Below are 22,495 nucleotides of genomic sequence, written 5' to 3'. Positions count from 1 at the left end.
CATCTCAGCTCAATGCCTTAGCGACTTACTTGATAGCTTTATTGAGAGTGGAGTCTAGATGGAACCAACAACAGAACAGTTGAGAGCGTTTTACAGTAGATGTGTGAGAGCAAGTAATATGTTTCAGCCTATCAACGTGGTGCGACTGGACGAAAGAACAAAGCGCATATACGTTTTAATTCGAGACACAATACAAATAGAGATATATCCAAATGGTGAGCTTGATTTCCATGACTAAACCTGATTATCAAGCCATGTCAGATAATGAATTAAGAGATTGGGTTAGATATCATCCACAGGACACCGAAGCATTCCATATTTTAATGGACAGGTTAGACCAACGACCAAAAGTCATCACTCGCACTGATGAGGAATTTGAAATCGAGTTACAACGGCGTATTAGCCAAGCTAGTTGACAGTAAATTAAAAAAGTTCGACGGCTCATGTAGTAACCGCCTAACTCTGGTAAATATTGAAACCTCTAAGAGGTTTTACTACACAAAACCATCCCTCTCCGACTCAGAGAGGGACAGACTTGAACTTTAGTTCAAGGCAGGGAGAGGTTTATCGAACTAAGGTCTTATTTAGGAAACGCTATAACGACAAGATTTTATGTGAGAACACTCACTCGCTACCCCCTCTCATGCTTCGCAGTACGACAACTAAGATGCCGATAAATCCGAGAATTGGCAGTGCGATCGCCCAAGTTGGTAATTGTTGAGATTGACCTTCTACTAAATCACCATTGACATTTCGCAGGTTTTGTGTATTTTGTGTAGACCCGCCTCCTGCCACAGTCACTTCAAATTTGAATTCAAAGGGTTTGAATCTTGCCCCAGAGACAGGTTTTCCATTTAGTTGCAATTCATAAAGACCTGGCTTGGGAAAGACAACTTCTGCACCTGGAATGCCTTGATAACGTTCTGCTGACACAGGTTGTAACTGTGGTTCTAAAAGTGGTGGCTCTCCGGCTGCATAAGGTTCGGCATAAACAGCCAATTGACAATTACACTGTGACAGAGGAATCACTTTTCCACCTCTGCGGGTAAGTGCAAACCAGGCTTGGCTTGGTTCTCCAGCACGGGGATTATCATTTGGTTCAATGTGGAGAGTGCCGCCAACATCTGAGGCTACTTCCACCTTATGAGCAAAAGCAGGGTAAAGATTAGTTATTGATATAACTAAGCAACTGAGGAATAATAAATACTTTATCGTTCCTTGATTCTTCCAGAAAATGCCTTTGAGAGGGTAACGCCTCTGTTTTTGACTCGTTGAAACGGAGCCAGAAAATAAAGATGATTTACCGCGATTTGGTTGGGGGAACATAAAACTTTTCTACGGCTAACTTTGACCAGAAAAAGCGCGAACGCACTAGCAAGACACTGAGAGTAACAATTACCATCAGTACTGCCGCTAATTTATTTCCCCAAGTTGATTGCAAGGAACCCAGGTAATGGGAACCAATCAACACAGCATGAATGGCACTCAAGAGCAAGGCTGGCACACCCAATAGATGAATCTGTCGCCAACGCTTACCCAAAGATTTCTGCAACGATTCCCAACTTGTAAAAGCGGCGGGGGACATTAATACCAATGCTACAGCACCCGCAGCCATCCCCCACTGAAATTCTGGCGGCAGAAACGAAAAGGCGGCAAAATTCCATTGCAATGAGTGTTCTATCATGTGGAAGGTGTGAACCACAGAAAGCACAAAAGATCCCACACCTAAACCACGACGGTAACGCAGTGGTGAAGCCCACAAGCCACTAATCGGACGCGCAATTAACGCCAAAATTAAGCAGATTAAGGCGGCGTGTCCGGTGTAATCTACCATTGTGTCACCAGTCCGCAGCAAGGTGATGACGCCAATAATGAGTGTTACCCAACCGCCTAACCGAAACAACTGACTGCGCCTGTCTTTACTTACCAAAGATGAGGAAACGCCTACACCTAGCATCGTGGGTAAGGTTCCCAAGCCAAAAGCTAGCATAGTAGCTGTACTCATCCATAAATTGCCAGTTTCAGCAGCTTTAATTTGGGCAGCATACAAAAAACCACAGGGCATTAAACCCCAAGTCATCCCCAAAAGCATTGGCGTCCACCATTTGGTTTTTAAGGAAAGCTTAACCATTCCGCTGCTGAGGCGATCGTGTAAATTACCTTGCAATAGGGGATGTAACACCGGAATTCGCGGTAGTAAATCGGGTTTTACTTGTCCTAAGCCAAACCAAATCAACATCACACCAGTCAGAATTGCCATCCAGCGCCGGAAGTCGCTGCCAACACCCGCTAGCTGTCCACCTTGCAGCAATACCGAACCTAGCGCCCCAATGCCAGCACCGACTAGAGCATAGCTCAACATCCGCCCCAGGTTTAGCAAAATATGAAATTTTAATTGCTGTTGCCAAGTATCGGGCTTTTCTAAGGTTGATGTCCGTCCCAAAGAGACTGTTTGTGGAATTTTCGGTTGATGAGACAGAGAAAACGCCACTGTTAGCGGGCCACACATCCCAAAGCAGTGTCCAAAACTCCCCAGGAACCCCAGGATTGCGATCAGCAACAAATCTACCATAAAAAAAGTTCCGAGTTCTGAGTTATGAGTCCTGAGTGTCCGAATAAAGATTTTGAAGAAGTAATAAGAAATTTTTTCTTTTCTTCTTTACTTAGTACTCAAAACTCCTCTAGTGCGGAACTGTAAGTGAAGTTGCGATCGCTGTCAAAAGACAAAGCGTCAAACTTGATGTTTTCTCTATTGAAGAATTCTGACTTCTGTTCAATAAATTAATTTTACTTATAAAAAACCGTAAAAAAATAATACGAAATAATCTTTTTGGAAATGTTTTATGTTTTTATTTCCTAAGAATTACTACTAGCGATCGCTACATTGATAATGTTGTACCGAAAGCCAATTAACATACAAAAATTCATCCAAAAACAAAGTTATTTGCATATAGGGGTTTTCCTGGCAACTCTCTTGAGCATTATATTGTTCAGTTGGGTAGTACTCTCGCAGCAACCAGTTACCCTCAATCTGTTAATGACTGCCCCTGATGCCCAACCTTGGAGGCAGGGTTTAATTAGAGACTTCGAGGCTGAGAACCCAGGTATTCGCATTAACTTAGTTGAAGGGCCGAATGCCACAAATTTGCTCGAAGACCTGTATACCTCATCTTTTATTTTAGGTGAATCCCCTTATGACCTGATCAATATGGATGTGATCTGGACATCCAAGTTTGCTGCTGCTGGATGGTTGCTACCTTTAGGCGATCGCATTTCTAAAGAAGAGTTGGCAGCATTTTCACCCCAGGATGTAGAAGGGGGACGTTATCAAAACCAGCTGTACCGCATTCCAGTGCGTTCCGACGTAGGAATGCTCTACTACCGCGAAGATTTAATTAAACAAGCAGGATTGCAACCACCAGAAACATTTGATGATTTGATCCGAATTTCCCAAGTTTTGCAGAAGAAAAAGCAGGTAAATTGGGGCTATGTTTGGCAGGGTCGCCAATATGAAGGACTTGTGGCGATGTTTGCGGAAGTCCTTGATGGCTTTGGTGGCTTCTGGGTTAAACCCGACACCCTTGAAGTTGGACTAGATCGACCAGAAACATTAAAAGCCATTGAGTTTCTACGTAGTACCATCAGCGAAGGCGTTTCTCCGCCTGGAGTCACAACCTATCAAGAAGAAGACACCCGACGTTTGTTTCAAAGTGGTCAAGTAGCGTTTTTACGTAGTTGGCCATACGCGTGGCCTCTAGCCCAAGCAGAAAATTCATCAATCCGGGGCAAAATTGCGATTAAACCGATGGTTCATGCTCCTGGGAAGACGGGAGCGGCTTGTCTTGGGGGCTGGGGTTTAGGGATTGCGAAATCTTCTCAACATCCTGAAGAAGCTTGGAAAGCAATTCAGTATTTTACCAGTCGGGAAGCACAGCGCCGATTCATTTTCAGTGCAGGTTATGTGCCCAGTCGCCGGGAACTGTTTACAGATCCAGGGATTGTTGCTAAATACCCCCACTATCCACAGTTATTGCAGGTCGTGGACAATGCAGTTTTACGTCCACCGATCGCGCAATATGCTCAGACATCAGATATTTTACAGCGTTATCTCAGTGCCGCGTTATCCGGTCGAATGAATCCTGAACGAGCAATGCAAGCTGCTGCTGCGGAAACGCGGCGATTGCTGGTGGCAGGGGGGCAGAGGGGCAGGGGGGCAGGGGAGCAGGGGAGCAGGGGGAGAAGAATTACATAGCCAGTTCCCAATGACAAATGACCAATGACCAATGACAAATGACAAATGACAAATGACAAATTTACATACACTAAGAAATCGAGAACAACAGACAGCCTGGATTTTATTAACACCAGCATTGCTGCTGTTGTTGTTTGTATTTGCCTACCCGATTTTACGAGCATTTTGGTTAAGCGTATTTACTAGAAATTTGGGAACAGAGTTACAACCTGTATTCTCTGGTTTGGAAAATTATGTGCGGATGGCAGGTGATGGTCGTTTCTGGCAGAGTTTGTGGGCGACAACCGTGTTCACAACAGCATCCGTAATCTCAGAACTGTTGCTAGGACTGGGGATTGCCCTAGTTCTCAATCAGGCGTTTGTTGGTCGGGGCATAGTGCGTACAACCGCCATTATCCCTTGGGCTTTGCCAACTGCTTTGATTGGTCTGGCGTGGTCTTGGATTTTTAACGATCAGTTTGGGGTTGTGAATGATATTCTGCTACGCTTGGGGCTGATTAAGACTGGGATTAATTGGTTAGGAGAGCCAACGCTGGCAACGATCGCAGTGGTTTTTGCTGATGTTTGGAAAACTACGCCGTTTATTAGTATTCTATTGCTGGCTGGGTTGCAGTCGATATCAATAGACCTCTATGAAGCTTACTCGGTTGATGGAGCAACTGCTTGGCAAAGTTTCCGCAATATTACCCTGCCATTACTGCTGCCGCAGATATTAATTGCAGTGCTATTTCGGTTTGCTCAAGCTTTCGGAATTTTTGACTTGATTGCTGTGATGACTGGGGGTGGCCCTGGTGGCGCTACAGAAGTGGTGTCATTGTACATTTACTCCACGGTGATGCGCTACTTAGATTTTGGTTATGGAGCAGCCCTAGTAGTAGTGACATTTTTAATATTAATTGCGGCGGTGGCGATCGCTAGTTTCTTGCTTAACAAATATCGTGCCAAAACATCAGGAGCCATTTAAGCCATGAGTGTAACTCCCCAAGCAGTTCCAACGACTCCAAAACGAACAGGGGTAACCAAGTTTTCTCTGAAAAAAATCTTGCTGTTCATCATAGTTGTATTAATAGTGCTATTTAGCCTCGCGCCAGCCTTATGGCAATTGCTGACCTCGTTTAAAGTAAATGACGATATTGCAGCCGTTCCTACTGTCTATTTCCCCACACGATTCACTTTCAATCACTACATTGAGTTATTCACTCGTCGTCCATTTTGGCGCTACATCTTCAATAGTGCCTTTGTGTCGATTACTTCTACCTCTGTAGCTTTAGCGATCGGCGCACCTGCGGCTTATGCTCTGGCACGGTTACGTCCTTGGGGTGAAAAAGTTATCCTCGCCAGCATTTTAATTGTTACCTTATTTCCTGGAATTCTCTTGTTCTTAGGATTATTAGAAATTATCCAAGCGCTGAAATTGGGCAATAATTATCTGGCGCTAATTATACCCTATACTGCGATCAATTTGCCGCTAACAATTTTAGTACTTAAAAGCTTTTTTGAACAATTACCAAAAGACTTGGAAGATTCTGCTAGGGTTGATGGCTATAACACTTTCCAACTACTGTGGCAAATCGTGCTGCCCATGACCCTTCCCGCTTTAGTAACTACTGGAATCCTTACCTTTATTTTTGCTTGGAACGAGTTTATTTTTGCTCTCACGTTTATGACGCGTGAAGAGTTGAAGACAATTCCCGTTGCTGCGGCTCAGTTGGGTGGTGCGACAATATATGAAATTCCCTATGGCCCGATCGCTGCTGCAACTGTCATCGGGACATTACCCCTGATTTTACTAGTTTTGTTTTTCCAGCGCCGGATTGTCCAAGGTCTTACCGCTGGTGCTGTCAAGGGATAAGGGGAAGCAGGGGGAGCAGAGGAGCAGGGAAAGCAGAGGAGCAGGGGAGCAGGGGAGCAGGGGAGCAGGGGAGCAGGGGAGCAGGGGAGCAGGGAAAGCAGAGGGGAGAATAATAATTTCTGACAAATGACAAATGACAAATGACAAATGACAAATGACCAATGACAAATGACAAATGACAAATGATAAATGAAAAATGGCTAAACTCGAACTTAAAAACTTGAATAAAACCTACAGTCCTAAAGTCGTCCCTGTCAAAGACGTTAGTTTAACTGTAGATAACCATGAGTTTCTCACTTTACTTGGCCCTTCTGGCTGTGGCAAATCCACCGTTTTACGCATGATTGCAGGTCTTGAGGAACCGACTCGCGGTCAGATCGAGATTGGGGATGTAGATGTCACCTATAAACGAGCAGCCGATCGCAATATTGCAATGGTATTTCAAAGTTATGCGCTCTATCCTCACATGACTGTGTACGAAAACCTCGCTTCTGGACTGAAGCTGAAAAAAGTACCACCGACAGAAATTAAACAGCGAGTGGCAGAAGTGGCAGACGTTTTAGGATTAGCAGAGTTAATGAACCGCAAGCCTGGTCAAATGTCTGGAGGTCAACGGCAACGGGTTGCTGTCGGTCGTGCTTTGGTACGTAATGCCGATGTCTACCTGCTGGATGAACCTTTAAGTAACCTGGATGCACTATTGCGGGAAAGAGTCCGAGCCGATATCAAGCAAATTTTTGCCGCTCAAAAAGTGCCAGTTGTTTACGTCACCCACGACCAAACCGAAGCGATGACGCTTTCTACGAAAGTTGCCTTGCTCAACGATGGCTATGTCCAGCAACTTGACCCGCCTGACCGCATCTATAACCATCCAGCTAATCTATTTGTGGCTGGATTTGTTGGTAGTCCGCAAATGAATTTGCTAACTCTGCCTTGTAAGGGACAATATGCGCTCTTGGGTAACTTCCAAGTGCTTCTTCCAGATATACCAACTGTACCACCGCAAATTGTTTTGGGAATCCGCCCCGAAAATGTCCGCATAGCTCAACCAGGTGATACCCAGACTATTCAAGGGAAAGTGTTTTTAGTGGAAAACTTGGGTATGCACTATTTGGTCAGTGTCAAGGTTGAGGGTTCACAAACCGGAGCGATTACGGTACGTGCTTTGTTGCCAACAGACCAAAATTGGAGTAATGAGGATATTACATTAGCATTGCCCCCTGAAGATATTCACTGGTTTGATGTGCAATCTGGCCATGCTCTTGTTAAAAGACAAATGTTAGGTTAACGCAAGCAAGAGACGCGATGAATCGCCGTCTCGACAATAGACCTCTTGCATAAATAAAAAACAAAGAACCCCACCCCGCATTTGCTAACGCAAACGTTCCCCTCCCCGCAAGCCTACGGTGTACACACAAGTCTCTACGTTGTTCAAGAATCTGGGTTTTACTCCACCCTAACCACTGCTTGAATTCAATAAACGACCACCCGAATTCAATAAACAACCACCCGAATTCAATAAACAACCACCCGAATTCAATAAACGACCACCCGAATTCAATAAACGACTACCCGAATTCAATAAACGACCACCCGAATTCAATAAACGACTACCCGAATTCAATAAACGACCACCCGAATTCAATATATTTATTGCATAAATTCTCAAAACCTCACCTGAAAACTGATTTACTAAGGTTTTAGCTTTAGTTTTACCCCACCCTAACCATCACTGCGATTAAGTAGGTAATCTTTGGGATTTAAGAAGAAATTCGACTTGTGTGTACACGGTAGCCCCGGAAGCGGGGAGGGGTTGGGGGTGGGGTGTTAGGGACTTTTGCAAGGGTCTAATAAGCTGTTCCACATTTAAATTGCATAAGCTGGGCGGGCAAGATGCCATTGGTGTCAACTTAAGCTGGAAATAGCTTAACTGTTGGCTTCCATGCCCGCCCGGAAATAAATTTCCGGGCTAATAGGCTTAAGTCTACTGAAGTAGACTGGAGATTTTTGGCGATATTTAGTCATCTTCAGATGACTTTAGCTATGAGACGGGAATTTCAATTCCCGGCGGACAAGCGGTTTCACGTTAAGTTGACACCAATGGCAAGATGCCCACCCCACAAGAGTTATATTTAATTCAATTATGCAAATTAGATGTTTCTTAGCTTAATCAGATTTATCGCGTCTTTGCGATCGCTCGCTAGAATTTTCATCAAAAAACCTTAACCGAAGCAATCCTGGAAAGTGATGCTTGGGGATTTGCGCTACCCTAAGTCAGGAAGCCAAGGATAAATCAGATGAGAAAATGGATTTGGCTGATGCTGTTGGTGGTGATGACAGTTGCAGTGTTGGGTAGCAGAGGTAGCACGTTTTTTGAACAGCGTCCCTCACCGACAATTGTTGAGCGGATTCCGGTGGAAACACTCGATTCACAGCCATCAAGGGAAGTTGATATTACTCCCCAAGTGTCTACTGAGAAGCTGTTAAACCATATCCAAAAGTTGAATTTTCAGCGCTACACCACAAAAGAGCGATCGCTTACTCGCACTTATATTACAACTGAACTGAAAAAAGCCGGCTGGAAACCTAAATTAGAAAACTTCTCTGACGGTGTGAATATTTTTGCCGAACGTCCAGGAACTAACAAAGCCGCGAAAGCAATTCTTGTAGCAGCGCATTACGATACTGTTGCCTCTTCCCCTGGTGCCGATGATAATGCCAGTGGTGTAGCTGTAGTGCTGGAAGTCGCTCGGTTACTCGGTTCCCGTCCTACGCCACGAACCTTACAGCTAGCTTTTTTTGACCAAGAGGAAGCAGGACTTTTGGGTAGTCAGGCTTTTGTGAGTAAGACAGCACGCTTGCAAAATTTAGGCGGAGCGATCGTTATGGATATGGTAGGTTACGCTTGTTACACTTCTGGATGTCAGAAATACCCTACCGGATTGCCTGTGACGCCACCTAGCGACAAGGGCGACTTTTTGGCAGTAGTCGGTGATACAGAACATTTGTCTTTACTGAATGCCTTTCAAAACTCACAAAATACCCCCTCAACCGCCCTGAATAAACAGGAATCAATGCCAGCAGTTCTAACACTACCAATTCCTTTTAAAGGTTTACTGACACCAGACACCTTACGCAGCGATCATGCACCGTTTTGGTACCAAGGTGTGGGTGCTGTGCTGGTGACAGATACCGCAAATTTACGTACTCCGCACTATCATCAACCTAGCGATGTACCAGCGACTATCGAGCGATCGTTCTTCACCGGAGCAGCACAAATTGTAGTTAATGCGACTAGTGCTTTATTAGAGAAAAACCAGATTTTGGAAACTCAACCACCAAGCTAACTTATAAATTATCTTGACCAAATAATTACTAATTCGTAATTAAAGAGGGTACAGACCCCCACTAAATATGCATATTTAGTGGTCAACAAGACAGTGGTAGGTTAAAGCCCACACTAATTGTAACTACGAATTACGAATTACGAATTACGAATTATTTTGACTAGCTTTTGGTTCCGGGAAAGTCAATGTCCAATTATTTTTATTATTGACCTGAGAATATAAACCTTGAAGAATGAGCCGCAGAGTTTTTCGAGTTCTAATAGGCTTCTTTACCAGATAAGTTCCTGGTTCAGCAAAGATGTCATCAAAGTTTTGTTTATAACCAAATTGTTTTGAACAGTAACTACCAGCACCTTGGACTGTTAACACAAAAAATGGAGATTGTTTGTATTCATCAGGAATCATAAAGATGCCATATACATGATGACGACCACGCCACGGCTGAACACTAACCTTAGTAGCATGTACTTGAAATTTTGTAGTTTTTGATGCGATAAAAGCCTCGAAATTGCAATCAGAATCATTCACAGGCCACCACAGTGTAATAATACTCAAAGAGAGCAGAAAAATTAAAATATAGGGTAGTCTGCGACGCATAAAGCCAAGAAAAATTGTTGACGCGGCTGGGGGAATTTGATGAGTAACGATTGTGCAGCTACAGCAATCAGACTATTCACCTGCAACACCTCTGCAAAACGTTTGAAACAGCAAAGACAAAACATTAAGCAGTCGGTTAAATTTTTCTGTGAAAAAAAATTGCAGATTGTAGATGCGTAGTTTACCGCCGCAGGCATCGCTTTCCCTGTTCTAGTAGCTCCGTTACAGTCTTAAACGTAGCTGAGAAACAATCGAGCTTTTGTGGCTGTTAACACTGATTTATGCTCAAATTTTTAGCTGTGATGAATTCTACAATTCGTTACTTTTGTTATCCTTGTAATATGGCTCTGTTTGCATTGGCAGATGCTTTGAGGAGATTAGAGCATAGGCGTAGCCCGTCGTAGACATCGCCATCAAGTTAAGAAAAAATTTACTTTTATTTCTAATCAATTATTGGGGTAGTCAAATACACAAATATCCGTTATATTCCCGTAAGTAACAGTTGGTATAAAAATTTATGGGAAATTGGAGAAGTCTTAAGACAGTTGCGGGTTTATTTAGCGCGATCGCACTTACACAGCTGGGGGCAAATACTTCGGCTATTGCAGCTGACACAGTTGTTGTGCGTTTCGGTTTATTTACAGAATCCATCTCTCTTACTGAGTTGCAAAAGGCTGTAAAAACAGGAAAATTGCCTGGGAGTTTACAGTCTTTATCTGAAGAACAACGCCGCTTCTTCTTGGGGGCGCTGGGTATGAATATACCGATGAATGTTGTCACACTTGATAAGTTAATTAATACCCAGATTGGTACAAGTATTCTCAGTGACTTTGCTACAGCCTTAGCCCGAAAGGACAAAGCTGGGGTACAAGCACTCAGATCGGGCTTGGTATTAGGTTCTACTGCACCGCAAGGTCTTTCTATACTGAGTTTTATTGCTGCTTATCCCAGTAAACGCTTAGAAATTGATTTACCAAAGGCTTGGGTTGTTACAAAAAACTTAAATACAGCTTTTTGGCGTACCCAGCAATTTATGTTAGCGATCGCTCCCCAACTTGACCCTATAACAGCACATCCGAGAACACCGCAGATTGCTTTCCCTTTCGATCCCAGCCAACCAGGAAGCGCCCAAGTAAAAGTACTCAATTTAAGTCTCAACGATCAAAAGCGCGATCGCAAAATTCCAGTTGATATTTACTGGTCAACTGCTGCAACGCCCGACAAACCCGTAATCGTCTTTTCTCACGGTTTTGCATCTGTCCGCACGGACTTGCGTTACTTAGCAGAACATTTAGCATCCCACGGTTATGTAGTAGCAGCTTTAGAACATCCCGGTAGTAATGCGGCAAATATTGATTTAGCATTACAAGGCAAAACCAGAGTCATGAAGCCTCAAGAGTTTTTAAATCGCCCTCAAGATATTAGTTTTGTCCTCGACGAATTAGCAAAACTCAACCAAACAGCTAATTATCCCCTACAAGGGAAACTTGCAACTACAAACGCGATGGTTGTTGGCTATTCTCTTGGTGGTGGTACAGCTTTAGCACTTGCTGGAGCCGAGTTGCAACTAGAACATCTCAAACAACGCTGTAAAAAGAACCTAACTATCTTAAGTTTGGGAGAAAATATCCAGTGCATCGCTCAAGAACTACCAGAAAATAGCTATCAACTACGAGATCCCAGAATCAAACAAGCGATCGCTTTCAATCCGACAACTTCTCTAATTTTTGGCGAAACTGGGTTAACTAAGATACAAGTTCCTACCATAGTGTTAGCAGGTTCCGCCGATAAAACCACCCCAGCTTTAACTGAACAGATTGTGGGATTTGACAAGATCCCATCCCCAAAATCGCTAGTTGGTATTATTGGGGCTACTCATCTCAGTGTAAAAGACCCCAGCACTACATTAGATCAGGTTGGACAACCAAATACACCGATTAGTGGCGGTGAAGTTGTCGGCGAACAAGCAGCAGATGTTCGCAAGTATGTTAAAGCTATAACTTTGGCCTTTGCTTTTCAGATGACTCCAGAAGCTAAAAACTATGCTATCTTCCTGACACCAGACTATGCTCAGTTTGCTTCAACTGCGGCATTTCCCTTCCGTCTAATTACCCAGATTCCTCCTGATGCTATGGCAGTGGTGAAAGAATTTGTTGATAAATAATGGACTTTCAATTAAACAAATATAGGAATCCGATTTGATTAATGAACATATTTGCGTAGGGAGGGAACTCTTAACTGGAAAAAAGGGATTTAGGAGTGTACTGAGTTTTTTCAGAAATCAAATATGAGTCCTATATAGGACTTACGTATCATACATATTGACTATACTAATTTTGGGTTTTTGAACCATTTCTAATACCCAGAACAGTAAATATGCAGCAAAATCGGGGTTGCAATCAGCACCTGAAATATAAATTTGACTTAAGGCATATTATGGTTAATTGGTATAGTACCGGAAGTCCTAAAATATTTAATTTTGTGAGTAGCTTACTTAAGAATAGGGGTATGGGGAACGGTAGAAGTCGCCGCTTATTCTAACTATCCCTACTATTTTTATTTTGAGACCAAATAAAGCCTAAAATACTGATATTCGCTACAAATACCTGACGTTGAGATCGACCAATAGAGAATATAGTATTTTCATCTAAGTGGATGTCTGAAAACTTTTTGGTGTTGTATTCGAGACTTGTAGATCCCCCTAAATCCCCCGATAAATTGGGGGACTTTGATTCCAGTTCCCCCCTTTTTAAGGGGAGCCAGCGCGGTCTTGGGGGTTTCCCCCATGAGCGACTGGCGTGGGCTAGGGGGGATCAAGCGAAATATTGAATACTTCTCAGACATCCTCTAAGTGGATTAACTACCTCACTCTATCAAGCATCCTCCCCAATCTATTTGGGAGAGTGTACTTTATTAATTTGGAATTCGCTGTAAGTATTATAAAACTTATAAAATTGACTTATACCAATTCTGTGTAAACTTTTTACTTGCTATAAGTATACTGCCTTGATAATAGCCCTAAAGTTGCTGTTAAAACTACACTAAATTTTTACAGTAAAAATAACTATTTACACATAAAATTTATAATGTATTCGTAAAAATAACAGAAGTTTAACAGTGTAAACAACTAGGAGTAGATGCCGAATGATGGTACATACGTATCCTATAAAAATCGTAAATTCTTTTTGAAAAAATCTGTCAATTAATTGTAGAGTGTGTTACCAAAATGTAGCATATCTTACAAATATTTCAAGATTCCAATATTAGTTCTGAAGCTAAATATTACAAACTAATTTCAAAACAAATGAAAACAAGTTATTTGATGTGAAATATGTTTGTGTATGTTTTGAAGTAACTTACTTGAAGTTCACAGAACTAAATGAGAGAGCATTGTTATCTTCTGCAAGCTACCGATTAACCAAAAATCAACAACAAAGAGCTTGTTTTATTTACTTAAATAATTAGTTTTACAATACACCTGTATATAAACTAATTTGGGATTCAGAATTAAACAATTATTCCATTTAACTCAAGCTTATGCAACTCTATACAACTCGTGAAATTGAACAACTCCAGCAACACGAAGACCTTTCTACCTTAATTGAAATTATGGAGTGGGTGAAAAACTTTTTAGGAAGGCCTCATCCTGGCTTAGGTAGACCCGGCGCAGTTTGCCCTTTTGTACCTTTCTCTCTCAAATCAAACAGTATTCGTCTAGCAGTTATTCACACAAAAGATTTGTATCCAGAAAAATTAGAAGAGATTGTTGGACGCTATCGAGATATATTTCTGCAAATAGATCCTCAAGAGCAGGAATTAGCAATTAATAAAGCTTTTTTACTTATTTTTCCTGACATCTATATAGAAGACGCTACTAATGTAGTAGATAGTGTCCAACAAAAACTTAAACCTTTGTTTGTTGAGTCAGGATTAATGATAGGAGAATTTCATAAACGTAATGAAAGTCCTGGTCTACACAACCCAAACTTTCGTCCACTTCGTAGCCCTATCCCCCTGTTGGCTATTCGGTTCATGGTTGAAGCTGACCTCCCTTTTCTTCAGAATCCTGCCGATCCACACTTACGTATTCGATATTTGGAAGCTTATTTAAAGAATTTTGAGCATAAATTTACAGATGAAATAAAGTTTAAAAATGCTCGTCAAGCATTGGCTTTAGCAAAAGAACAAATTAAACAAGAAAATTTGGTGAGTTCTTACATATAACAAATGTTTTAATTACAGGTTAGTTATTGAGCATAGGTATGGAGAATTAAAAGTCTTTAAAATTCATTGCGCCTTGAAATAAGTGAGATAAAAATCACGAATTTACTGCTAGTTGCAATTGCTTAATGCAGATAGCATCAAATCGTCATCAGGATGTAAATTATCGGACTACAGTAGAAGCGATCGCTAATTATCAATTAGTTAATATGAATACTTCAACAACTTGACTCTGATTTGTAATCATTGCGCACACATTTTTGTGAAAAAATTTCGGATTACTCTATTATTTGTGATATATAAAAGCAAATAATTTGGTAAATAAAATGGCAAAAGAAATAGAGCGTAAATATTTAGTGAGAGGAAATAGCTGGAGAGGATTAGCTGAAGGTAGTGTATATCGTCAAGGATATATTGCTACACAAGATAAAGCAACTGTACGCATACGTATAATAGGGGAAAAAAGTTATTTGACCATTAAAGGCCCCAATATAAAATATTCGAGATTAGAGTTTGAGTATCCTATTCCTGTTCAAGATGCTCAAGAAATACTTGAGACATTATGTCAACGTCCCTTTATAGAAAAAACTAGATATAAAATAGAGTCGGGTGGTTTTATTTGGGAAATAGATGAGTTTGATGGTGTTAATAAAGGACTGATATTAGCAGAAGTTGAACTCACTGATGAAAATCAACAAATTGAATTACCAAACTGGATTGGACAAGAAGTTTCTGATGACTCTAGATATTTCAACAGCAATTTAGTAAAATACCCTTTTTCACAATGGTAATAGAATGATATCAAAACTATGCGAATAGCCAAACGCAATGGTTGGAAAACAGAACCGATACCTTCTGTATGCAAAAATATAACGCTAGAAACAGTTTACTCACAGGAAGAATTCGACCGAATTGCTGCTGGAGTCATTCCAAAGCAGATGGAAGATAAGTGGTTCATTTTCTATGAGGCTCCTTGGCTATACTTGCATCGTAGTTGGACTGGTTTTTGCATTTTCAAAGTGCGTTTTGAGGTGATTGCAGAAACCGTAAAGATTGCAGAAGTGCAAGTAAATCGAGATCCAGCCCAGTACTCTAACACTGACGATCGGCGCGATGCTTCTATGTTAGCGATCTTGCTGGATTCACGATCTGAACGTGGTGTGCGAAATCATATCAAGTCGGGGTAATTAGTTATGATACCCACAGTCATTGCACCCCACCCCCAGCCCCTCCCCGCAGGCGGGGAGGGGAGACAAAGCGTAGCTTTGGCGGGATGGGGTTCTTGGGGTTTAGTAAGTAATCAAGCGGACATGATATCAAATGCTTAACTGGATTAAAGATCGATCCAGTAGTTCAGAAAAACCATAGTAGTACGCAGCATCACACTGCAAATATTTACAAAAGATGCCTGTGAGTATGAACTTAGCCATTAATTAGATTTTCTACAGTATCGGCATCGTTTGGTAATGCAGCTGTTAAAACTTCGCTGCCTTCTGTAGTAACTAAAACATCATCTTCAATGCGAATTCCTCGGACATCGGCGAATTCAGATAAACGCTGCCAATTCACCACATTCTGATATTTTGAACGCACATTGGCATCATTTAAAATTGCTGGTACTTGATAAAAACCAGGCTCAATTGTGACTAACATTCCTGGACGCAGGGGACGATTTAAACGGAGATAGCTTAAGCCAAAGCGATCGCTCCTTTGGCGTCCTTCTTCATACCCGGCTAAATCGCCCAAATCTTCCATATCATGCACATCTAAACCCAGTAGATGACCGATACCATGAGGAAAAAACAGCGCGTGGGCATCGATTTCTACTAAATCTTGGGGATTTCCTTGTAAAATGCCTAACTCCACCAAACCTTCAGCGATCGCTGTAGCCGCTAGCAGATGAATATCCCCATACTCTACACCAGGCCGGATTTTGGCAATACAAACATCATGGGCTGCCAACACTACATTATAAATATCTCTTTGGGTAGATGAAAACTTACCCGAAACTGGCCAAGTGCGAGTTACATCACCTGCCCAACCAGTTTCAGTCTCAGCACCAACATCAGCAAGCAGTAAATCACCTGGTTGCAAACTATGGTGATACTGCTCGTTATGCAAAACTTCACCGTGAACGGTGACAATACTGTTGTAAGAGGTAATCATATTGTGGGCAATAATCACCCCTTCCATCGCTGCCCGAACTTCTGCTTCTAATTTGGCTTGGGGTGTTGCTGCCATCCCGGCTTTGTGAGCTTTGACAGTGACAGCCGCAGCTTTTCTCAACTCGGTTAATGCACCATCATCGTGGGTGAGGCGGAGTGAAACGATCGCCTTCGCTAACTCCAAGTCAATTCCTTGAGGAGGACTTTGTGGTAAAACCCATCTATTTAATAGCTGCGATTGCTGCGTCCAAGTAGCAGCATCTTGGACGGCAAGTGTAGCGGCATCTTCTAGCCAAGACTCTAATTCTGCCATTGGCCTTGCCACATCTGCCCCAATCTTCTCGGCTATTTCCTCGCGCGTTGGCATTTCTCCATGCCAAAGGGCGCTACTGGGTGACGGATCGTCGATGAATAGTTCTAGTTTTCCCGCTTCTAGACGAATTGCCGCTTTTGGTAATGGCAGTCCGGCGAAATAAAGGAAATGACTGTTAGCCCGAAATGGAAAGGAATTTGCCGGAAAATTGCGCGGATTATTGCTACCCGACCACAGAATTGCCGGAAAATCAATCAGCTTGGCTAGTTGTTGCCGTCGGTGGCGTAAAGTATCGGCGAGGGAAGTAGAAGTTTGTGGGATAAGCATAAATGTAAACTCAAAGAAAAGGATAAAGGTGATAGTTTTGCCTGTATTTAGTCGTTATCGTCTTTATCGTCATCTTGTTTATTATTTTTGCGATCGCCATCTTTTCGATCGTTTTTGCGATCGTCATCTTTGTGGTCGTCATCTTTGTCGTTCTGGTTAGGTTGTAACTCTGGTTTTTGTTGCTCAATTGGTGCAAGTGGCTGCGGGGCTTCAACAACACAACTAACTAATCCTCCAGAAATTAGCGCTAAGTTGACAGCAGCAAAGATGCTTCTGAAGATTTTTATCCTCATGTTTTCGGTTTGCTTTAACATTGGCCCTAGTTTTTGGAGATTGTATTCCTAATTTATAAGGTACTGTATATAGCGGTTCTCATTTGGATTAACACGCTAGTAGTAGCGTAGCAAGACTAAAATAGTGCATTAGCAAACTCTTGTGGGACTGGCTCTCTAGCCCGTCCTGGCGGGCAAGATGCCCGCCCCACAAGAAAATTTATTTATGGGGATCATTAATTTTAAATTTTGAATTTTGAATTTTGAATTCGGAGCGAAGCGACGTGACTTTAATGGGACAAATCATTACTCAAGTTGATGCTTTTACCAATACACCTTTGGCAGGTAATCCGGCTGCTGTCTGTATTTTGCCTACTCCCCAAGATGAGCGCTGGATGCAAAAGGTGGCTCAAGAGATGAATTTATCTGAAACAGCTTTTTTAGTCAGACAGGATGATGGCTTTAATCTGCGTTGGTTTACGCCCACAGTAGAAGTTCCGCTTTGTGGTCACGCAACTTTAGCTAGTGCCCATGTACTTTGGTCAGAGGGACATTTGTTACCTGATGAAGTTGCACGTTTTTATACCAAAAGTGGAGTGTTGATTGCGAAGTTACAAGGTGATTGGATTGAGTTAGATTTTCCAGTAAATCACTCACAAGCAACAGTCGCTCCTCCAGAACTCAAGCAAGCTTTGGGTGTAGCCTACAAATCTGTCTTGCAGAATTCACTAGGTTATCTTGTGGAATTGGAATCTGAACAATTGGTGCAGCAAATACAGCCTAATTTTCAACTACTTAAAACGTTGCCGATTCCTAACGTCATTGTCACCAGCCTCACTGACACTGATTCTGAATATAATTTCGTCTCTCGCTTCTTTGCACCAGGATTAGGTATTAATGAAGACCCAGTGACAGGAGCGGCTCATTGCTGTCTAGCTTGGTTCTGGCGCGATCGCTTGCACAAAAATGAGTTTTTGGCTTATCAAGCATCTAGTCGCGGTGGGGTGGTGAAGGTGTATTATGACGGAGGCGATCGCGTTTTTCTCGCTGGACAAGCGGTAACTGTGCTGCGAGGGGAGTTATTTATCGCATCAACCTAATATTACAAATCGATAATATCTGGCAAAAACTCACTATCAAGAATTTGGACAATGGAATAAGGACATTCCACTGGAAACGTATTGATTGGTAGTTCAGTTTCATTACTAGCAGCTTTCAATCCCCGATAATAGCACTGGGCTAAAACTTCTTCTGGATAAGATTTGAGGCTGGGACTCTCTTGCAGTAAATCTGCAATTTTGTGGCGCTGCTCATCAATCGTATTTCGCCAAGGGCCACTCCGCAAACTAGATTGATATTGCCACTTGAGCAAATGCTGTAATAATACTTCCAAGCGGCTTTTCAATTCTCGTCGTTCTGACCGTCCCAAGCTTTCAATCTCCTCAATCACAGCATCCCAATCTACTTGTCTAAATTGTCCAGCACGAATAAGTTGTACAGTTTTTTCTGTCCATGCTGCAAAGTCTGTTTCATAGAACTGGGCTGCACTTTTCGGAATCTGGGTCACGTCGCTTCGCTCCGAATTCAAAATTCAAAATTCAAAAATTTTTGATCCTTATAAATAAATGTTAGTTGCTCTGTATCCTTTTTCTTTTTGGTCATCAGCTTCCTGCAATCTACCGTATATTAGCTAAATTGCAGATACTGTACGCCCATTGTAACGTCAAGAAAACTATAGAAAGCGATCGCATATTTTTAGCCATACAAGCCGTAACGCCTTTATCTTGAGCTATCCCGATACAATCGGCATTACCTGCATAAAATAGCGCGGCACAATCGCATTGTTAGTCGATGCAATCGCATTGTCAGGCGAAACAATCGCATTGTTAGTCGATGCAATCGCATTGTCATGCGAAACAATCGCATTGTCAGTCGAAACAATCGCATTGTTAGTCGATGCAATCGCATTGTCAGTCGATACAATCGCATCGTCAGTCGATGCAATCGCATTGTCAGTCGATACAATCGCATCGTCAGTCGATACAATCGCATTGCAGAAGGTTGGCTTAAAATTGCACATCAATACAAACACTAAACCGCAAAAGCGTTCTTTTGCGAAGAAGCAACTGTCACAATATTTAAATAAGCCTATATTTTAATTTCAAAAATGTCTGCTAAACACAAAGATAGTAGAACTAGTATCCAATCTCGTGATTGGCCAATTGAGCAATTACCTGGACTGAGCCATGAGGAACAATCTCAACTCCAAAATTGTGGGATTACTAGCACAGTAGCTTTAGTCAAACAAGGGAAAACTTTAGAGTCAAGACTAGCGTTAGCAAATAAACTACAGATTCATCTTCAGTATGTAAATAAATGGATGGCTTTAGCTGACTTGGCGCGTATTCCCAGTGTCGGGACACAATATTGTGGTTTATTGCTTCATGCGGGTATTGGTTCTGTAATGCAGTTAGCTCAAACTCCCACTCACAGATTGCACCAACAAATTATGCGCTTGCAGGTAGCAACAATGCAGCGCCGAGATTTGTGTCCAGCACTTGAGCTAGTACAACAGTGGAGTCAGCAAGCGAAAACAATCATTAGTTAGGAGTTAGGAGTTAGGAGTGAGGAGTTAAAACTCATAACTTATAACTCATAACTCTTCACTCTTTAGCTAAAACACCATTAAGAAAAATATCAGCGAGTCCTTCGGCCATTTCCTGCATTTGTTGGGGAGAGGCATCAGGTTCCATGAGGGTGTTGTTAGAAAAACCTGCGATCGCAAACATTCCTAAGAAAACCTTCGCAACTAATTTCGCGTCCCCTTGACGATAAATGCCTTTATCCATCGCTGTTTGAAAGAATGCTTCGCCGACATCAGTCATTTTGGTAATGACTTCTAATTGAATGCGATCGCGCAAATCGGGGTGAAATTGCACCTCCATAAAACAAACCCGCATCAAATCGGCATTTTTTTGAAAATTCCACATCCGACGGCGCATCACTTGAGCGACGGCTTTATAGCTGCCCATTTCACTCAATTCTGTGAGCAAATCTGTAAGAATCTCTACCCAGCCATTCGTGGCTACTTCTACCAAAATTGCTTTTTTATTCGGAAAATGACGAAATAGAGTACCTTCAGCTATACCTGCCGTTTGTGCTAAGTCGCGGGTGGTAGTGCCGTCAAATCCCTGAGAGGCAAACAACCGTTGCGCTGCCTGTAAAATCCGGGTGCGCGTCTGAACCTCTGAGGGCGGGGAAGAATTAAAAACTCGCATAACAGTTATGGTTAGATATCCGTAACAAAACTTGTAGCATTATTATCTTAGTCAAGTGCAAAGAGCCACTGAAAGCTTAATACAAGATTAACGCTCTTTTGCTAAGTATCCTGTTATTTAGGTAATGTAACTTTATCTTACTTCTCGCTTATGAACCAGAGCAGTCGGTCAATTTTAGATTTTAGACTTCGGCTACGCTCAGTCGAACGATTGGGGACTTCGACTTTGCTCAGTCGAACGATTTTGGATTGGTCAGATCGAGTATCTGTAATATTGCGGCGGTTGTTTATCATTTTCTTGACTTTAATTATCTTTTCGTGGGGATTGCTGCCTGAAGTCGCTCTAGCTCAAACTCAGACAGCACCTCCTCAAGAAACTAAAACTCAAACTCCGCCAGTTGAAACTTCAATCCAACCTTATCTCGATCGAGTTATTAAGCAATTGACGGAGTTTCGCCTCGACAATGGTTTGAAATTTATTGTCTTGGAACGACATCAAGCGCCCGTGGTTTCTTTTCTGACTTATGCGAATGTGGGTGGTGTGGATGAGCCAGATGGTAAAACTGGTGTAGCTCACTTTCTAGAACATTTGGCATTTAAAGGCACAACGCGCATTGGTACACAAGACTACAAAAAAGAAAAACCGCTACTAGATAGCTTAGAGCAGTTGAATGCTCAAATTAAAACAGCGAAAGCCAATGGCAGAAAAGCTGAGGTTATTCGGTTACAAACTGAGTTTGAGCAAGTGGAAGCGCAAGCAGGCAAGCTAGTCAAGCAAAATGAATTGGGGCAAATTGTCGAACAAGCGGGAGGAGTGGGTTTAAATGCCAATACTTCAACCGAAGCGACTCGTTATTTTTACAGCTTTCCTGCCAATAAGCTAGAACTTTGGATGTCGTTGGAGTCAGAGCGATTTCTCGATCCGGTAATTCGTCGTGAGTTTTATAAAGAGAAAGATGTAATTTTAGAAGAACGACGGATGCGGATAGAGAATTCACCTATTGGACTGATGGTGGAAAAGTTTATCGATACTGCTTATAAAGCCCATCCATACAGGCGTCCGGTGATTGGTTATGACGAAGATATCCGCAATCTGACACCAGAAGATGTCCAAAAGTTTTTTGATACTCACTACGTACCGAGTAATTTAGCGATCGCTATTGTCGGAGATGTCAATCCCACTCAGGTGAAAAAACTGGCGCAAACTTATTTTGGCCGCTTTCAAGCCAAAACCAAAGCTGTTGAACAAATCCCAGTAGAACCACCACAACAACAAACACGGGAAGTTACTTTACAGCTACCTTCTCAACCCTGGTATTTAGAAGGTTATCATCGTCCGGCAATTACTCATCCAGATAATGCCGTCTATGAAATCATTGGCAGTTTATTAAGTGATGGGCGCACATCGCGGCTATATAAGTCTTTGGTAGAAAAGCAACGTTTGGCGCTAAATGCTCAAGGTTACAGTGGATTTCCTGGAGATAAATACCCAAACTTGATATTTTTCTATGCTCTCACAGCTCCTGGTCATACAGTTGATGAGTTGGCGGTGGCTTTACGTCAAGAAATTGACAAATTAAAAACTGAGCCTGTGGCGGCGGTTGATTTGCAACGAGTGAAAACCCAAGCACGGGCGGGTTTGTTACGTACTCTCGATTCCAATATGGGCATGGCTCAACAATTGTTGGAATATGAAGTGAAAACTGGCTCTTGGCGGAATTTGTTTAAGCAGTTGGATGACATTTCAGCAGTGACGACGGGTGATATTCAACGGGTGGCAAAGGAAACTTTTACGCCGAAAAATCGCACGATTGGGAAGCTGTTGTCGAAAGCAGCATGAACAACAAACCGCAAAGGGCGCACAGGAAAATA

22 protein-coding genes are annotated in these 22,495 nt (G+C 42.2%); 15 read left to right on the top strand and 7 right to left on the bottom strand.

Annotated features, from left to right (window positions below; all coding sequences use genetic code 11):
- Positions 1-58 precede the first annotated feature (58 nt).
- On the top strand, positions 59-238 hold the full coding sequence (locus RM049_RS39185; protein ID WP_416211730.1) for a DUF6888 family protein: 180 nt from the start codon (positions 59-61) through the stop codon (positions 236-238).
- Positions 231-416 (top strand): DUF6887 family protein, encoded by a 186-nt coding sequence (locus RM049_RS01450; protein ID WP_289796166.1) that lies wholly within the window; start codon positions 231-233, stop codon positions 414-416. Before RM049_RS39185 ends, RM049_RS01450 begins: the two co-directional genes overlap by 8 nt.
- Before the next feature lie 208 nt (positions 417-624).
- Here RM049_RS01450 and RM049_RS01445 read toward each other — a convergent pair whose 3' ends face one another.
- Both RM049_RS01445 and RM049_RS01440 read right to left on the bottom strand, forming a co-directional pair.
- Positions 625-1,326: a hypothetical protein gene (locus tag RM049_RS01445; protein ID WP_322702893.1), complete on the bottom strand. Its 702-nt coding sequence runs from the start codon at positions 1,324-1,326 to the stop codon at positions 625-627.
- A complete protein-coding gene (locus RM049_RS01440; protein WP_322702892.1) occupies positions 1,301-2,572 on the bottom strand; it encodes a sulfite exporter TauE/SafE family protein in 1,272 nt (423 codons plus the stop codon). The genes RM049_RS01445 and RM049_RS01440 overlap by 26 nt, the downstream gene beginning before the upstream one ends.
- 318 nt (positions 2,573-2,890) lie before the next feature.
- Here RM049_RS01440 and RM049_RS01435 point away from each other — a divergent pair, with 318 nt between their 5' ends.
- The 5 genes from RM049_RS01435 to RM049_RS01415 all read left to right on the top strand — a co-directional run bounded on the left by RM049_RS01435 (position 2,891) and on the right by RM049_RS01415 (position 9,451).
- Positions 2,891-4,252, top strand: coding sequence for an ABC transporter substrate-binding protein (locus RM049_RS01435; RefSeq protein ID WP_322702891.1), 1,362 nt, complete (start codon positions 2,891-2,893; stop codon positions 4,250-4,252).
- Positions 4,253-4,304: 52 nt separating this feature from the next.
- Positions 4,305-5,216, top strand: a complete 912-nt coding sequence (locus tag RM049_RS01430) for a sugar ABC transporter permease (RefSeq protein WP_322702890.1) — start codon at positions 4,305-4,307, stop codon at positions 5,214-5,216.
- A 3-nt stretch (positions 5,217-5,219) separates the two neighbouring features.
- Positions 5,220-6,104 carry a carbohydrate ABC transporter permease gene (locus RM049_RS01425; protein ID WP_322702889.1) on the top strand — a complete coding sequence of 295 codons (885 nt, stop codon included), beginning with the start codon at positions 5,220-5,222 and terminating at the stop codon, positions 6,102-6,104.
- Between the two features lie 196 nt (positions 6,105-6,300).
- A complete protein-coding gene (locus tag RM049_RS01420; RefSeq protein ID WP_322702888.1) occupies positions 6,301-7,392 on the top strand; it encodes an ABC transporter ATP-binding protein in 1,092 nt (363 codons plus the stop codon).
- A 1,009-nt stretch (positions 7,393-8,401) separates the two neighbouring features.
- Positions 8,402-9,451, top strand: a complete 1,050-nt coding sequence (locus RM049_RS01415) for a M28 family peptidase (RefSeq protein WP_322702887.1) — start codon at positions 8,402-8,404, stop codon at positions 9,449-9,451.
- A 144-nt stretch (positions 9,452-9,595) separates the two neighbouring features.
- Here RM049_RS01415 and RM049_RS01410 read toward each other — a convergent pair whose 3' ends face one another.
- Positions 9,596-10,048, bottom strand: coding sequence for a hypothetical protein (locus tag RM049_RS01410; RefSeq protein WP_322689418.1), 453 nt, complete (start codon positions 10,046-10,048; stop codon positions 9,596-9,598).
- A gap of 517 nt (positions 10,049-10,565) precedes the next feature.
- Here RM049_RS01410 and RM049_RS01405 point away from each other — a divergent pair.
- The 4 genes from RM049_RS01405 to RM049_RS01390 all read left to right on the top strand — a co-directional run bounded on the left by RM049_RS01405 (position 10,566) and on the right by RM049_RS01390 (position 15,456).
- Positions 10,566-12,212, top strand: a complete 1,647-nt coding sequence (locus tag RM049_RS01405) for an alpha/beta hydrolase (protein WP_322702886.1) — start codon at positions 10,566-10,568, stop codon at positions 12,210-12,212.
- A gap of 1,373 nt (positions 12,213-13,585) precedes the next feature.
- Entirely contained in the window at positions 13,586-14,272 is a 687-nt protein-coding gene (locus RM049_RS01400; RefSeq protein WP_322671836.1) for a DUF6875 domain-containing protein, read from the top strand.
- Between the two features lie 323 nt (positions 14,273-14,595).
- Positions 14,596-15,060, top strand: coding sequence for a CYTH domain-containing protein (locus RM049_RS01395; protein WP_322689420.1), 465 nt, complete (start codon positions 14,596-14,598; stop codon positions 15,058-15,060).
- 18 nt (positions 15,061-15,078) lie between these two features.
- Positions 15,079-15,456, top strand: coding sequence for a hypothetical protein (locus RM049_RS01390; RefSeq protein ID WP_322689421.1), 378 nt, complete (start codon positions 15,079-15,081; stop codon positions 15,454-15,456).
- Positions 15,457-15,691: 235 nt separating this feature from the next.
- Here RM049_RS01390 and RM049_RS01385 read toward each other — a convergent pair whose 3' ends face one another.
- The gene (locus tag RM049_RS01385; protein ID WP_322702885.1) at positions 15,692-17,074 is read right to left on the bottom strand and encodes an aminopeptidase P family protein; all 1,383 of its coding nucleotides are present in this window, start codon (positions 17,072-17,074) and stop codon (positions 15,692-15,694) included.
- Between the two features lie 47 nt (positions 17,075-17,121).
- The gene (locus tag RM049_RS01380) at positions 17,122-17,388 is read right to left on the bottom strand and encodes a hypothetical protein (protein WP_322702884.1); all 267 of its coding nucleotides are present in this window, start codon (positions 17,386-17,388) and stop codon (positions 17,122-17,124) included.
- Between the two features lie 251 nt (positions 17,389-17,639).
- On the opposite strand from RM049_RS01380, the gene RM049_RS01375 reads away from it, so the two are divergent.
- A complete protein-coding gene (locus RM049_RS01375; RefSeq protein ID WP_322702906.1) occupies positions 17,640-18,446 on the top strand; it encodes a PhzF family phenazine biosynthesis protein in 807 nt (268 codons plus the stop codon).
- 2 nt (positions 18,447-18,448) lie between these two features.
- Here RM049_RS01375 and RM049_RS01370 read toward each other — a convergent pair whose 3' ends face one another.
- A complete protein-coding gene (locus tag RM049_RS01370) occupies positions 18,449-18,913 on the bottom strand; it encodes a DUF29 domain-containing protein (RefSeq protein ID WP_322671830.1) in 465 nt (154 codons plus the stop codon).
- Positions 18,914-19,159: 246 nt separating this feature from the next.
- Between RM049_RS01370 and RM049_RS39180 the strand changes: the two genes are divergently transcribed.
- Together RM049_RS39180 and RM049_RS01360 are read left to right on the top strand one after the other, a co-directional pair.
- The gene (locus tag RM049_RS39180; RefSeq protein WP_416212605.1) at positions 19,160-19,441 is read left to right on the top strand and encodes a hypothetical protein; all 282 of its coding nucleotides are present in this window, start codon (positions 19,160-19,162) and stop codon (positions 19,439-19,441) included.
- Positions 19,442-19,513: 72 nt separating this feature from the next.
- Positions 19,514-19,954 (top strand): DUF4332 domain-containing protein, encoded by a 441-nt coding sequence (locus RM049_RS01360; protein WP_322671829.1) that lies wholly within the window; start codon positions 19,514-19,516, stop codon positions 19,952-19,954.
- Between the two features lie 55 nt (positions 19,955-20,009).
- On the opposite strand, the gene RM049_RS01355 is transcribed toward RM049_RS01360, so the two are convergent.
- Complete coding sequence (locus RM049_RS01355; RefSeq protein ID WP_322702882.1) at positions 20,010-20,624, bottom strand: TetR/AcrR family transcriptional regulator; 615 nt, start codon at positions 20,622-20,624, stop codon at positions 20,010-20,012.
- A gap of 150 nt (positions 20,625-20,774) precedes the next feature.
- On the opposite strand from RM049_RS01355, the gene RM049_RS01350 reads away from it, so the two are divergent.
- On the top strand, positions 20,775-22,463 hold the full coding sequence (locus RM049_RS01350; protein WP_322702881.1) for a pitrilysin family protein: 1,689 nt from the start codon (positions 20,775-20,777) through the stop codon (positions 22,461-22,463).
- The last annotated feature ends 32 nt before the right edge of the window (positions 22,464-22,495 follow it).

This window comes from Nostoc sp. DedQUE04, from assembly GCF_034530995.1.
Lineage (GTDB): Bacteria > Cyanobacteriota > Cyanobacteriia > Cyanobacteriales > Nostocaceae > Nostoc.
The sequence above is the reverse complement of the archived record's forward strand: the minus strand, read 5'-3'. Positions and strand labels throughout refer to the sequence as shown.

Bases quoted from the DNA above. Each gene is read 5' to 3' on its own strand.
- RM049_RS01450 (WP_289796166.1), top strand. From the start codon at position 231: ATGACTAAACCTGATTATCAAGCCATGTCAGATAATGAATTAAGAGAT.
- RM049_RS01420 (WP_322702888.1), top strand. From the start codon at position 6,301: ATGGCTAAACTCGAACTTAAAAACTTGAATAAAACCTACAGTCCTAAA.
- RM049_RS01440 (WP_322702892.1), bottom strand. From the start codon at position 2,572: ATGGTAGATTTGTTGCTGATCGCAATCCTGGGGTTCCTGGGGAGTTTT.
- RM049_RS01380 (WP_322702884.1), bottom strand. From the start codon at position 17,388: ATGTTAAAGCAAACCGAAAACATGAGGATAAAAATCTTCAGAAGCATC.
- RM049_RS01390 (WP_322689421.1), top strand. From the start codon at position 15,079: ATGCGAATAGCCAAACGCAATGGTTGGAAAACAGAACCGATACCTTCT.
- RM049_RS01355 (WP_322702882.1), bottom strand. From the start codon at position 20,624: ATGCGAGTTTTTAATTCTTCCCCGCCCTCAGAGGTTCAGACGCGCACC.
- RM049_RS01425 (WP_322702889.1), top strand. From the start codon at position 5,220: ATGAGTGTAACTCCCCAAGCAGTTCCAACGACTCCAAAACGAACAGGG.
- RM049_RS39185 (WP_416211730.1), top strand. From the start codon at position 59: ATGGAACCAACAACAGAACAGTTGAGAGCGTTTTACAGTAGATGTGTG.
- RM049_RS01415 (WP_322702887.1), top strand. From the start codon at position 8,402: ATGAGAAAATGGATTTGGCTGATGCTGTTGGTGGTGATGACAGTTGCA.
- RM049_RS01430 (WP_322702890.1), top strand. From the start codon at position 4,305: ATGACAAATTTACATACACTAAGAAATCGAGAACAACAGACAGCCTGG.
- RM049_RS01400 (WP_322671836.1), top strand. From the start codon at position 13,586: ATGCAACTCTATACAACTCGTGAAATTGAACAACTCCAGCAACACGAA.
- RM049_RS01410 (WP_322689418.1), bottom strand. From the start codon at position 10,048: ATGCGTCGCAGACTACCCTATATTTTAATTTTTCTGCTCTCTTTGAGT.
- RM049_RS01435 (WP_322702891.1), top strand. From the start codon at position 2,891: ATGTTGTACCGAAAGCCAATTAACATACAAAAATTCATCCAAAAACAA.
- RM049_RS01350 (WP_322702881.1), top strand. From the start codon at position 20,775: ATGAACCAGAGCAGTCGGTCAATTTTAGATTTTAGACTTCGGCTACGC.
- RM049_RS01445 (WP_322702893.1), bottom strand. From the start codon at position 1,326: ATGTTCCCCCAACCAAATCGCGGTAAATCATCTTTATTTTCTGGCTCC.
- RM049_RS01395 (WP_322689420.1), top strand. From the start codon at position 14,596: ATGGCAAAAGAAATAGAGCGTAAATATTTAGTGAGAGGAAATAGCTGG.
- RM049_RS01375 (WP_322702906.1), top strand. From the start codon at position 17,640: ATGGGACAAATCATTACTCAAGTTGATGCTTTTACCAATACACCTTTG.
- RM049_RS01385 (WP_322702885.1), bottom strand. From the start codon at position 17,074: ATGCTTATCCCACAAACTTCTACTTCCCTCGCCGATACTTTACGCCAC.
- RM049_RS01405 (WP_322702886.1), top strand. From the start codon at position 10,566: ATGGGAAATTGGAGAAGTCTTAAGACAGTTGCGGGTTTATTTAGCGCG.
- RM049_RS01360 (WP_322671829.1), top strand. From the start codon at position 19,514: ATGTCTGCTAAACACAAAGATAGTAGAACTAGTATCCAATCTCGTGAT.